Raw genomic sequence first — 12,754 nt, 5'->3', positions numbered from 1 at the left:
TAAAACAAAAGAGGAAATCCTCTTTTGTAATTATCTTAATGCTACTAGTTTTCTTCTTAAGTAAGCGATTTTGTTTTGTAATGGTAAATGTTTTGGACAGTGGTCTTCACAAGCCATTAATGACATACAACCAAAGATACCATCATCATCACCGATTAACTCGTAGAAGTCTTCAGCAGTTCTCTTATCATGAGGATCTACTTCAAATCTAGCAACTCTGTTTAATCCAACAGGTCCTACGAAATCTGGTCTCATAAGTTTTGTACCACAAGAAGCAACACAAATACCACACTCAATACATCTATCAAGTTCAAAAGTATCGTTAGCTACATCTGGATCAACTCTTTCTTCCATTTTAGAAATATCAGTCTCTTCACCATTGTTAACAATCCAAGAATTAACTCTCTTAGACATACCATCCATCCATTTACCAGTATTAACTGATAAATCTTTGATAAGTTCGAATGCTGGCATTGGCATTAATTGGATATTTCCAGTTGGGTAGTTAGCAATTAATGTTCTACAAGCAAGTGCAGGTTTACCATTTACTACCATACCACAAGAACCACAAATACCAGCTCTACATACGAAGTCGAAAGATAAATCTGGGTCTAACTCTTCTCTAATTTTTGTTAATGCAATAAAAAGAGTCATACCTGGAGTTTCTTCTAATTTATAGTCAACAAAGTGAGGTTTTGAAACCTTACTTCTTGGATTAAATTTAAGAACTGATATAGTTATTTCTCTACCTTTTTCAACGCTCATTATTTATCTCCTGCTCTTTCGTTTTTCTCTTTATAGTTCATTGGTAAATCAAATGGCATTAATGCATCTTGAATTTCATGTCTATCTTTACCTTCAGATTCCATTTTTTCTCTAATAGAGTCAACTTCTTCTTGTCTCTTAGCTGAAAGTTCATTTTCAATAATCATACCTTTAGCACCGTAACCTCTGAATGCTGGAGGCATTTCCATAGTCATAATATCTAAATCAGCGTATTCAATTGTAGGCTCTAAATCATTTGGATTAGGCCAAGAACATAATGTTCTGTTCATCCAGTTAGCATCATCTCTTTTTAAGAAGTCTTCTCTATAGTGTGCACCTCTAGATTCAGTTCTGTCTCTAGCACCCTTAGCAACACATAGTGCTACTTTAAGCATTCTTGGAACTCTATAAGCTTCTTCTAATTCTGGGTTACCAGATCTTTCTTTAGATTTAACAGTAATTTGTTTAGTTTTAACTAATAAGTCTTTTAACTCTTCTACTGCTTCTTTTAATGGCTCACCAGATCTAAAGATACCAACTTTTTCATCCATTAATTCTTGCATTCTTCTTTTGATTCTGAAGATATCTTCATTACCATTGTAAGAAAGAATTTCATCTAAATAAGCATCTTGCTCATCGATGAATTTTTGAACAGTTGAAGTAGGAATTGTTACATCATTTTCTAAACAGTAATCAGCAAAGTAGTTACCAATAATCATACCCGCAACAACTGTTTCAGATACTGAGTTTCCACCAAGTCTGTTAAATCCGTGCATATCCCAACAAGATGCTTCACCACAAGCAAATAAACCAGATAATCTAGTAGACTCACCAGTTGGTTTAGTTCTAATACCACCCATTGAGTAGTGTTGCATTGGTAATACTGGAGCCCAACCTTTTTTACCTTCGTCAGCTGGATCAATACCATTAAAGATTTGACAAATTTCTTGTACATCTCTTAAGTTTTTCTCAATGTGCTCTCTACCAAGAATAGAAATATCTAACCATACGTGGTAACCGTAAGGAGAAGGAACACCTTTTCCATTTCTAATATGCTCAATCATTCTTCTAGAAACAACGTCTCTTGAAGCAAGCTCTTTCTTTTCTGGCTCGTAATCAGGCATAAATCTGTGACCATCAACATCTCTTAATATACCACCATCACCTCTACATCCTTCTGTTAATAAAATACCAGATGGAACGATTGGAGTTGGGTGGAACTGTACAGCTTCCATATTTGATAATGTAGCAATACCAGTTTCTAAAGCAATAGCAGCACCTGTACCTTCACAGATAACAGCATTTGTTGTTTGTCTAAATACTCTTCCGTATCCACCAGTTGCGATACAAGTACCAATTGCAACGTAAGCTTCTAATTCACCAGTAATTAAATCTCTAACAACAGCACCATAACATCTTCCACCTTCGTGAATTAATGATAATGCTTCTTTTCTATCTCTAATATCAACATCATGTTTTAAAGCTTCATTTGCAACACCAAATAACATTGTATGTCCAGTTGCATCAGCTGTATAACATGTTCTCCACTTTTTAGTACCACCGAAGTCTCTTGAGTGGATTAATCCATGTCTATCTTCATCTTCTGTAATAGTAGTTTTCTTTGCATTGATAACTGCTTCTCTAGTACCAGCTTTAACTCTAGTCCAAGGCACACCCCATGAAGCTAATTCTCTAATAGCTTTTGGTGCAGTATGTACGAACATTCTCGCAACTTCTTGGTCACATCCCCAGTCAGAACCTTTTACAGTATCAGCAAAGTGTAAATCTTCATTGTCTCCGTCAGACATTTTAGAGTTACCTAATGAAGCTTGCATACCACCTTGTGCAGCAGCAGAGTGCGATCTTTTAACTGGAACTAAAGATAAAACAACAGCGTTTAATCCTTTCTTTTGTGCAGCAACAGCAGCTCTAAGACCAGCTAGACCACCACCAATTACTAACGCATCACAGTAATTAATTTTCATTACGCAATTCCTCCAATAGTTTTATTTGGCATTTTGTATTCCATTACTTTTGCAGTAGGTTGATATTTGTTACCAACATTGTTGTTGTTAACTTGATCAATACCGATTTTCATATATGCTGCTAAAGAAGCAAAACCTAATACTAAGAAGAATACTGTTAATCCCCATTTTACTTTTTTAAGTTTAACTCTGTTTTCTCTTGGGTTGTCTCCGTCAAACCATCCCCATTTTACACATAGTCTGTAAAGACCAATTGTTCCGTGTAATTCAACAGCTAATAAAAGTAAAATATATAATGGCCACATCCACTCAGACCAAATTCTATCAGCAGAAGCGTAAGGTCCAATATCAGCAGAGTTAGTCATGATGATATATAAGTGTACAGAACCTAAGAAGAACATAGCAAAACCTGTTCCTGCTTGTGTAAACCATAATTTTGTATCATCGTGATTCATATGTTTAGCGTGAGCTTTCATAACTTGGTATTGTTTAAAGTTACCAGGTAACTTTCTCATACCTAAACCAGCATGTGCAATAAATATAACAAATACAACAGCCGCTGCAATCGTTACTAATAATGGGTTTCCACCCTCAAAAATGAAACTAGCCTCTAAAAGCTTTGTTACTTTGTACATGAAGTCTTCTGAAATTAATATCGAAGATACTAATAACATGTGAGCCCACATAAATAATGCTAAGAACAGCCCTGTTGCACTTTGAAGATAATCAAGCTTCGCAGGTAATCTACTCTTTCTTCCCTCAACCGTTTTACCTAAATAACCTTCTATTAGGTCACTCATTTCCTATCCTTTCTTGTGATTTAGATTATATGAATAATAGCAATATAATAGCTAAAGAGGACTTGTTTTTCGTTTAGGTAAGATACAGCATATATAGATGATATTTTTATGATAAAAGTTATTTTGAGATTTTAAAGCCCTATAATAGGGCTTTTAAAGAGGAAAAATTAATTTTTTCTTAGAAAAATAATTTACCTTCTCTTGTTACTATTTGATACAACTATTTTATAAATAGTGATTGCACTGCAATTTGAGCTAATTGAATTATTTGGTCAATATTCATTGCAGGGATAAAGAACACGATAGCTGAACCAATACCACCTAAAATAGTCAAGATTGCTAAAAATGCAATTGCATAGGTAGAAACTCTTTTATCATTGAATTCTTGAGAAATACATTCTTGTTTTGTTGGGTAAAAATACATCATTGCAATAAGTTTAAAATAATAATAAACTGAAACAATTGTAGCAATAATTGCTAATATAGTAAGTCCCACATATCCAGCATTTATTGCCTCAGTAAATACATAAAATTTACCAATAAATCCTATTGTTGAAGGAATTCCTGCAAGTGAGAATAAAAAGATTGTCATCATTGCAGCTAAAAAAGGTCTTTCTTTTGCTAACCCTTTAAAGTCATCATATGTTACTCTTACATTTGTTTCAGAAATAATATGTGAAGCTAAGCCAAATGCACCAAGAGCAGAGAAAAGGTAAGCAATTAAATAAAACATTGTTGCATATGCTGAATCAATATTTATAATTTCACCATCTTTATAACTTAAAGCGATAAATGCAAGTAATAAATAACCAGTGTGAACAATAGATGAAGCAGCTAACATTCTTTTGATTATTTGTTGTGTTACTGCTAACCATGTACCAAAAACTAATGTAAATACAATTATAACTGACATAATTGTATCCCAAAAATCAATAGTAAATCCAAGGTGTTGTAAGAAGGCTCTTAGGAAAAATGAGAATATAGCAATTTTAAATGTTGATGCCATATACGCAGTAATAACCATTGGTGCACCTCTATAAACATCAAGCACCCATGATTGGAATGGGAATGCCGCAATCTTGAAAAGAAATGTAAATAAAATTAGAGTTAATCCAATATAAACTAAAACCATATTTTCATCACTTGCACTTGCAATAAATGTTGATATATCACTTAAATTTGTACTTGCTGTTGCCCCATAAACTAATACTAATCCTAATAAGTAAAATGCTCCAATAAATGAACCTAACACTAGGTATTTAAAAATAGCTTCAACTCTTTTTGAATCATCACTATTGTATCCAACCATAATATATACAGAAAATGATGCTACTTCAAGTGCAACATAAGCAGTTATAAGTTCATTTGAATGTCCTAATAGCATCATTCCAAATAGTGCAAACAGTAATATACAAAAGAATTCACCTTTGAAGTATGATCTATGTTGGAAATAGTGCTCACCAATTAAAAGGGTTAAAAGTGTACCTGCAATTAGTAAAATATTAAAGAAGTTTGAAAATGAATCAAAAACTAAAGTATTATGAAAAAGTTCATTGTATGGTTGAACTTTATATAGTTCTCCTAATTGTGCAAGGGAAAATCCTAATGCTACAATTAAAAATAAAGAAGCAACTATAATATAGTTTTTAACTGTATATCTTTCATACATACTCATAATCATAAGTATTAAAGCACCTAATAAAACAGTTAATGCAGGAATTAAATGGATAAATTGATTCATTTTGTTGCTCCAATTTGTAAAATGTCATTTAAGTAGTGAGTTACTGTTGGCTCAAATTTGTCAATAAATACTTCTGGATAGAATCCCATAAGGAATACTAAAAATACCCAAGGAGCAAGTCCAATAATCTCTTTGATTTTTAAATCTCTCATTTTTACAATATCACTACCTTCTGGTCTATCTTGTAAAATTGCTCGTTGAAACATCCATAACATATATGAAGCTCCAATTATTACAGTAAGTGCTGAGATATAACCTAAAGTATGATTAAACTCATAAATACCAAAGATAATTAAAAGTTCAGATACAAAACCATTAGTTCCAGGAAGTCCTACATTTGCAAAAAGCATAACAGCAAAGATAAATGTAAATACAGGAGCTTGTTTAGCAATACCACCTAAATCTTTAATAGTTTTAAATCCAGTTTCTTCTTGAAGTAAGCCAATAAGTAAAAATAAAGCACCTGTTGCAATTGCATGGGCGATTATTAAATATAAAGCTCCATTTATACCATATTCATTTAATGAAAAAATACCAGCAGCAATAAAACTTAAGTGTGAAGCAGAAGAGTATGCAAACATTCTTTTGATATCATCTTGCATAAGTGCTGCAATACCAAAGTAGATTAACCCAAATAATCCAATTGCAACAAACCATGCTGAAAATTCTACGTAAATATCTGGGAAAATTGGAATCATAAATCTAACTATTGCGTAAACTCCAAGTTTTGCCATAATTGAAGATAGTAAAAATACTGCACCAGTAGGAGCATTTTTATATGTTTCCATAATCCATGTATGAAGAGGGAAAATAGGAATTTTAATAGCAAATGCTGCTAAGAAACCTAGGAATAGCCATACTTTTGCAGTGTAATCTAAAGTAGTGATTTTTGTTAATTCATCATAAGCAAATGACCAAATTCCAAATTCATTATGGTATGTAACACCAAGGTATAAGATTGCAATAAACATTAAAAGTGAACCAACCATTGTATATACAGTTACTTTAATAGTTGTGAATACTTTATTACCAAATCCATATTGTCCAATTAGTAAGAATACTGGTAAAAGCATAACTTCCCAGAAAAAGTAAAAAAGAACTACATCTAGTGAAAGAAGTGTTCCTGTAACACCAGATTGAACTAAAAGCATATTTATCCAATAACCTTTTGTTTTCCCTTCCCATAATAAAAGATATGAAGTTGGAATTAAAATGGCAATCATCATTAGAATTGTTAAAGAAAAACCATCTAAACCTATATAATAGTTAATACCATATGTTGAAATCCAAGGTACATTAGTTACAAATTGCATACCTGAACTTGGTTCAAATTCTATATAGATTTTTAGTACTAAAGCTAGAATAACAGTAGTAGTTAAAAAAGCAATATTTCTAATTGTATTTACATCTCTTGTTGTAAGCATTAATCCAAATGCAACAACTGCAGGTAAAAATATAATAAATGAAAGAATATCAGCACTCATACTATAATCCTAGTGTATTAATTAAATAGATAAATATACATGTCATACCTATTAGCATAAACACTGCATAAAATCTTACATTTGCATTTTGCATCATCGCAACTTTTTTACCTATATTTACAAATGTTCTAGATGAGTTCATAATAAATGCATCAATAACCTTATCATCTAAAACTTTATCTATAAATACAGATAGCTTTTTTGCAGTTTTAACAAAAATTGCATCATAAATTTCATCTACATAGAATTTATTTCCAATAAGACCAACTTCTTCTTCAGGTTTCTCTACATCAAAATTTGCATATTTTTTATATGCAACAAAGATTCCTGCAACGGCAACAGCAACAGATAAAACTATTAGTATCCATTCAACTGCATGGCTCATGTGAATTGTTTTAGAATTTAGCTGAGCTAACCAAGAATCAACTTGTGCTTCTCCTCCAAATATTGGAGCTAAATTTAAATATCCTGCAAAAACAGCACCTATTGCTAATAAAAGTAGTGGAATAGTTATAGTTTTTGATGTATAAACATATTCTACTTTATGTTTTGTAGGGGCTACAAAAACGATAAAGTACATTCTAAACATATAAAATGCTGTTAAGAAAGCTGTTCCTAAGGCTATAAGCCAGATTAAATATTGACCTTCTTGGAATGCAGCTGCTAAAATAGCATCTTTTGAGAAGAATCCAGAAAAGAATGGAATACCCGAAATTGCAATAACTCCAATTAAAAATGTAAATTTAATAATTGGAAGTTGTGCTCTATGTTGTGCTATTTCAAAGATATTTTGCTTGTGATGAAGTGCAATTATGATACCACCTGCACCCATAAATAACATTGCTTTAAAGAAAGCATGTGTAAATACATGGAATAATCCAGCTGAATAAAAACCAAGACCAACTGCTATGAACATATATCCTAATTGACTCATAGTTGAGTAAGCTAGAATCTTTTTAATATCAGTTTGTCTTGTTGCAATAATTGCAGCTAAAAGAGCTGAAAATGCACCAATATAAGCTATAAATAAACCTATTTCTTCAGCTCCTACATACAAGAAGTGAAATCTTGCTACCATATAAACACCAGCTGTTACCATTGTTGCTGCGTGAATAAGTGCTGAAATTGGTGTTGGTCCTGCCATTGCATCTGGAAGCCAAACATATAAAGGAATTTGTGCTGATTTTCCCATAGCTCCTACAAATAGTAAAAAACCTGATAGTACAAGTAATTCAGTTGAAGCATTTGAGATATTAGCTTCTAAAGAAGCAAAAGATAAGTCAACTCCACTTAAAGCAAAAAATAGTGTTACAACACCAAGTAAGAAACCAAAGTCACCAACTCTATTTGCAATAAAAGCTTTGTTCGCAGCTACTACATTCTCTTTTTTACCATAATAGAATTTGATTAGAAGGTATGAACAAACTCCAACACCTTCCCATCCAATAAATAGAATAATTGGGTTATCAGCCAATACTAAAATAAGCATAGAAGCTAAGAAAAGATTGAAGTAAGCAAAAAACTTACCAAAGCCATTATCACCTCTCATATATCCTATTGCATAAATGTGAATTAACCAACCAACAAATGTCACAAACATTGACATAAAAATAGATAGATTATCACCTAAAAGTGCCATGTCAATATTTAATTTATCAATATTTAACCAAGTAAATAAATGTTGATTAAAAGTAATGTTTTCTTCTTTCATTTGTAAGAAAAGACAAAGAGTAATTAAAAAAGAAATTAATGGTGTAATACAACCTATTAAACTAAATGTTAATTCAGATATAGGTTTTCTTTTTATATGATAAAAATATAAAGCCCCAAGTAAAATAGAACCTAATAAAGGAGATAAGATAATCCATACTAAAAGTGATGTACTCATGACTTCTCTCCTTGTGATAAAGTATTGAATATATCAGAATCAAGAGATTTTCTTGATCTATATAATAGGATAATTACAGATAAAAATACTGCAGCTTCAGCAGCAGCAATGGCTATAACCATAATAGTAATAATTTGTGGATCCATATCAAAGTGATACCTAGCAAATGTTACCAAAAATAGATTCACCCCATTTAGCATCATTTCAATTGACATATAAATTACAAAAACATTTCTTCTTGCAATTACTCCAATCACACCAAGTGAGAAAAGCATCATAGATACAAAGGCATAAGATGTTAATGAAATCATGATTGCTCTCCTTGTTGTACTTCATTGTGAACTTTTGATTTTCTTTTTTTAGCTAATACCACTGAACCAATTAAAGCTATTAGAAGTAAAATAGAAATAAGTTCAAAGGCAACTAACCAATTATCAAAAAGCTGAATACCTATAGGTTTAATATCTCCAAAATCAGTTTCACTAATTCCTAAGTCTTTTTTAGGAAGTTTAGCTACTGCACTAATTATTAAATAGTTTAAAGGTACCATAATTAAAGCACCAATAGCTATATGTTGAAATTTTTTAGGCTCTTTTGGTAAATCTTCTTCTTTAATATTTAAGAACATTAAAATAAAAAGAATTAGAGTCATAATAGCACCTGCATAAACTATTATTTGAACTAAAAATAAAAAAGTTGCATTTAATAAAGCAAATAATCCAGCCACACTTAACATAGAGATTAAAACTCCAAGTGCACTATACATAGGATTTGAATAAACTATCATGGCAACTGCACCTAAAATAGCTAATAATGATAAGCCAATAAATATTAAATCAATCATCACTTAAATCCTTTGCTCTTTCATTTTTCATTAGTGCTTTTTTGTCAAGTATAAACTCTTCTCTTTTAGAACCTGTAAAAGAGAAAATACCAGTATCCATTCTAATAGCATCACAAGGACAAGCTTCTACACAATATCCACAAAATACACACTCTAATAAATCGATTTTAAACTCTTTTGGTCTTTTTTCAGCTTTATCATCAAATCTTTCTTCTGCATCTATGAAAATACATTCAGCAGGACATGCAGTTGCACACATATAACAAGCAACACACTTCTCACTACCATCTTCCCATTTTGTTAATCTATGAACACCTCTATATCTTTCAGTTAAATCATCTGGTTGAACTTCAGGATATTGCATAGTCTTTAAATTATCTATGTCTTTTAGGTTCTTAGTAAAATGTCTAAGTGTAGTTTTCATACCACCTGCAATAGCAGGTAAGTATAGTCTATCTTTAAATGATTTACCGTGTCTTTTTACTACTTTAATTCCCATTTTAACTTCCTAGTACTATAAAAGTTGCAGTTAAAATTACATTTAGAAGTGCAAGTGGTATTAATACTTTCCATCCTAACATTTGTAATTGGTCATATCTAAATCTTAAAACTGTCCATCTAACCCAAATATATAAAAAGGCAATTAAGAAAAACTTAACTAAAAAAGTTCCAATTTGTAAAACAGCTGTTACTATATTTATACCATTTGAACCTAATCCAGTAACTAAAAATAGTGCTAGTAATCCTACAATGATAAAACATAAAGACCAAAAGGTAATAGTTAAGATTTTTGTTTCTTTTTCTCTTCTTTTATCTCCAAGTCCTACTGTTTTATTGTTTTTCTTCATCCATTTAGTAAAGATAAATATCTTTATTGGAAGTAAAATCATTATGGCAACTATTACATAGTTTATATTACTATGTATTGTTTGTGTATCTAACCAAGGAATTTGATAACCACCAAAAAATAGTGTCACAATAATTGCAGATGAAGCTGACATAGCAGCATACTCACCAACTTGAAAAAGTCCAAATCTCATAGCAGAATATTCAGTATGATAACCTGCAACAATTTCAGATTCTCCCTCAGCTATATCAAAAGGTGCTCTATTTGTTTCAGCAAAAGCACATACTATAAATATAATAGCTGCTAGAGGTTGAATAAAAATACCCCACATTGGAATTACACCTAGAAAAGTTCCAGCTTGAGCATTTACTATATCAGTTAAGTGAATTGAACCATATGAAATAACCATCGATACAACGGCAAGTGTAAGTGCTACTTCATATGAAATAACTTGTGCACTAGCTCTAATAGAACCTAATAGTCCATATTTATTAGCAGAAGCATAACCCCCAAGTATTATTCCATAAATTGATAAACCAGCAAATGCTAAAAACCACATAATTCCTAGTTCATTGGGAATAGCTGACATGATGTGTGATTTTCCATCAATTATTAAAACATCAGCAAAAGGAATAGTTGCAAATGTTAAGAATGAACAGAAAAATACTATTGCTGGGGCAATTGAGAAGAAAAATTTGTATTTAATATGTGAAGGCGTAAAGTCTTCTTTAAATACAAGTTTTAACATATCGGCAAAACTTTGAATAAGTCCGCCAAGTCTCAAGGGACCTATGTTACATCTATTTGGACCAGTTCTATCTTGCATAAGTCCAGATATTCTTCTCTCCCACCATACAAAAAGAGGTGTTAGTCCAACAGCAAGTAAAGATGCTATGGATATATTTATTATTGTTATTGCTGTACTACTCATAGCGTTCCTTTTGAAATCATCTCTTTTAGATGCTCAATCACTGATGTAACTGTTTCCATTGGGTTATTTTTATTCATTTGTGATACTACTTTTTGTTTAATACCATCACAATTGATATATGTCCCACTTTTTTCATAAAATGAAGCAATAGGAATAGCTATATTTGAGTAGCTAATAGTTAGACAATGATGGCTAAATAAAGATACAACTTTTTTATCTTTTAATAAGTCTGATTTATTTTCAAAGTAGCTACTATCTATTATAACAACTAAACTAGCATCTTTTAAAGATTTATTGAAAAACTCTTCTGTTTCATCAATACCTATTTCTTTAAATGAAGCTCTATTAGGAGTTTTGTCATTTGTTCTTAAATAATCATCTTTAAAGTTTTCATCAAGTGTTTGAGGATTATATCCTGTAACATTTGCATTTATTTTTGAAGCTAGATTATTTATATTTGATATTTCTTCATAAGAAAGATTTGCACTTAATACAAATAAAGTACTTTTTGATGTAGATAACTCTTTAAATAAGTTTGTAATTGTATTACTTAAATTTGTTTGCTCTTTATTTAAAAGAGGTGTTTCAAATCTATTTTGGTTTTCATTGTGATAAGATAATCTTCCTTCATCACAAATAAACCAGCCATTTACATTTTTATTTACTCTTGGTCTAAATCTAAAGATTTTGTCATCTTCATATTTTTCTTTTCTATGGTCAACATAGATATTACAACCTTTTGAACAACCATTACATATCGCATTAAATGTTTCTAAAAACCAAACTCTTTGTTTGAATCTAAAATCCTTTGAAGTTAATGCTCCAACTGGGCATAAATCAACAACATTCATTGCATATGGATTTGATAAGGGACGACCAGGGAAGATTCCAATAGTTGAGTGATCAGATCTATCAATTACTCCTAGTTCACTAGTTTTAGTAATATCTTTACAAAATCTTACACATCTTGTACAAAGTACACATCTTTCTTCATCAAGCATAACATTTGAGCCTAAGTCAACTCTTTTTCTATGCTTATTTTTAGCATCTACATTGATTCTAGATTCATAAAATCCTGATTCCATGTAGTAATCTTGAAGTTTACACTCTCCTGCTTGGTCACAAGTAGGACAGTCAATAGGGTGATTTATAAGTTCAAGTTCAAGAATATCTCTTCTAACTTTTTCAATATTCTCACCTTTTGTTCTTACAATCATTCCTTCTTTTACAGGTGTATCACAGGCAATTTGAGGTCTTTTTTGACCTTCAATTTCAACCATACACATTCTGCAATTTCCATCTTTACCAAGTGCTTGGTGATAACAAAAATGAGGTATGTGAATATTCTCATCCAATAATTTATCAATTAACAAGCTTCCTTTGGAAGCTTGCATTTGGGCACCATTGACTGTAATTTCTACCATTTCACTCATAAGTATTATCCCCTTACACTTAGTGTTTTATTTTTA

At 31.3% G+C, this 12,754-nt stretch carries 11 protein-coding genes; all 11 read right to left on the bottom strand.

The genetic code is table 11. From position 1 onward, the window contains the following. Nucleotides 1-30: 30 nt before the first annotated feature. Nucleotides 31-765, bottom strand: a complete 735-nt coding sequence (locus tag ACH5BF_RS13555) for a fumarate reductase iron-sulfur subunit (RefSeq protein WP_423274794.1) — start codon at nt 763-765, stop codon at nt 31-33. After that, nucleotides 765-2,750 (bottom strand): fumarate reductase flavoprotein subunit, encoded by a 1,986-nt coding sequence (locus ACH5BF_RS13550; RefSeq protein ID WP_423274793.1) that lies wholly within the window; start codon nt 2,748-2,750, stop codon nt 765-767. Before ACH5BF_RS13550 ends, ACH5BF_RS13555 begins: the two co-directional genes overlap by 1 nt. Then, entirely contained in the window at nt 2,750-3,550 is an 801-nt protein-coding gene (locus tag ACH5BF_RS13545) for a fumarate reductase cytochrome b subunit (RefSeq protein ID WP_423274792.1), read from the bottom strand. Before ACH5BF_RS13545 ends, ACH5BF_RS13550 begins: the two co-directional genes overlap by 1 nt. Before the next feature lie 220 nt (nt 3,551-3,770). Further along, nucleotides 3,771-5,291 carry an NADH-quinone oxidoreductase subunit N gene (locus ACH5BF_RS13540; protein WP_423274791.1) on the bottom strand — a complete coding sequence of 507 codons (1,521 nt, stop codon included), beginning with the start codon at nt 5,289-5,291 and terminating at the stop codon, nt 3,771-3,773. Next, a complete protein-coding gene (locus tag ACH5BF_RS13535) occupies nt 5,288-6,775 on the bottom strand; it encodes a complex I subunit 4 family protein (protein WP_423274790.1) in 1,488 nt (495 codons plus the stop codon). Before ACH5BF_RS13535 ends, ACH5BF_RS13540 begins: the two co-directional genes overlap by 4 nt. A gap of 1 nt (nt 6,776) precedes the next feature. Then, entirely contained in the window at nt 6,777-8,663 is a 1,887-nt protein-coding gene (nuoL, locus tag ACH5BF_RS13530; protein ID WP_423274789.1) for an NADH-quinone oxidoreductase subunit L, read from the bottom strand. Next, the gene (gene nuoK, locus ACH5BF_RS13525; RefSeq protein WP_423274788.1) at nt 8,660-8,974 is read right to left on the bottom strand and encodes an NADH-quinone oxidoreductase subunit NuoK; all 315 of its coding nucleotides are present in this window, start codon (nt 8,972-8,974) and stop codon (nt 8,660-8,662) included. The genes nuoL and nuoK overlap by 4 nt, the downstream gene beginning before the upstream one ends. Next, entirely contained in the window at nt 8,971-9,507 is a 537-nt protein-coding gene (locus tag ACH5BF_RS13520; RefSeq protein ID WP_423274787.1) for an NADH-quinone oxidoreductase subunit J family protein, read from the bottom strand. Before ACH5BF_RS13520 ends, nuoK begins: the two co-directional genes overlap by 4 nt. After that, on the bottom strand, nt 9,500-10,006 hold the full coding sequence (locus tag ACH5BF_RS13515) for a NuoI/complex I 23 kDa subunit family protein (protein ID WP_423274786.1): 507 nt from the start codon (nt 10,004-10,006) through the stop codon (nt 9,500-9,502). Before ACH5BF_RS13515 ends, ACH5BF_RS13520 begins: the two co-directional genes overlap by 8 nt. Nucleotide 10,007: 1 nt before the next feature. After that, complete coding sequence (locus ACH5BF_RS13510; protein ID WP_423274785.1) at nt 10,008-11,285, bottom strand: complex I subunit 1/NuoH family protein; 1,278 nt, start codon at nt 11,283-11,285, stop codon at nt 10,008-10,010. After that, entirely contained in the window at nt 11,282-12,718 is a 1,437-nt protein-coding gene (locus ACH5BF_RS13505; protein WP_423274783.1) for an NADH-quinone oxidoreductase subunit G, read from the bottom strand. Before ACH5BF_RS13505 ends, ACH5BF_RS13510 begins: the two co-directional genes overlap by 4 nt. Between the last annotated feature and the right edge of the window lie 36 nt (nt 12,719-12,754).

Source organism: Arcobacter pernae, assembly GCF_049472135.1.
Taxonomy (GTDB): Bacteria; Campylobacterota; Campylobacteria; order Campylobacterales; family Arcobacteraceae; genus Arcobacter_B.
This window is presented reverse-complemented; position numbering and strand designations above follow the sequence as displayed.

What these genes read in the sequence shown, in the direction of transcription:
- ACH5BF_RS13555 (WP_423274794.1), bottom strand. Translation starts at nt 765, where the DNA reads ATGAGCGTTGAAAAAGGTAGAGAAATAACTATATCAGTTCTTAAATTT.
- ACH5BF_RS13550 (WP_423274793.1), bottom strand. Translation starts at nt 2,750, where the DNA reads ATGAAAATTAATTACTGTGATGCGTTAGTAATTGGTGGTGGTCTAGCT.
- ACH5BF_RS13545 (WP_423274792.1), bottom strand. Translation starts at nt 3,550, where the DNA reads ATGAGTGACCTAATAGAAGGTTATTTAGGTAAAACGGTTGAGGGAAGA.
- ACH5BF_RS13540 (WP_423274791.1), bottom strand. Translation starts at nt 5,291, where the DNA reads ATGAATCAATTTATCCATTTAATTCCTGCATTAACTGTTTTATTAGGT.
- ACH5BF_RS13535 (WP_423274790.1), bottom strand. Translation starts at nt 6,775, where the DNA reads ATGAGTGCTGATATTCTTTCATTTATTATATTTTTACCTGCAGTTGTT.
- nuoL (WP_423274789.1), bottom strand. Translation starts at nt 8,663, where the DNA reads ATGAGTACATCACTTTTAGTATGGATTATCTTATCTCCTTTATTAGGT.
- nuoK (WP_423274788.1), bottom strand. Translation starts at nt 8,974, where the DNA reads ATGATTTCATTAACATCTTATGCCTTTGTATCTATGATGCTTTTCTCA.
- ACH5BF_RS13520 (WP_423274787.1), bottom strand. Translation starts at nt 9,507, where the DNA reads ATGATTGATTTAATATTTATTGGCTTATCATTATTAGCTATTTTAGGT.
- ACH5BF_RS13515 (WP_423274786.1), bottom strand. Translation starts at nt 10,006, where the DNA reads ATGGGAATTAAAGTAGTAAAAAGACACGGTAAATCATTTAAAGATAGA.
- ACH5BF_RS13510 (WP_423274785.1), bottom strand. Translation starts at nt 11,285, where the DNA reads ATGAGTAGTACAGCAATAACAATAATAAATATATCCATAGCATCTTTA.
- ACH5BF_RS13505 (WP_423274783.1), bottom strand. Translation starts at nt 12,718, where the DNA reads ATGAGTGAAATGGTAGAAATTACAGTCAATGGTGCCCAAATGCAAGCT.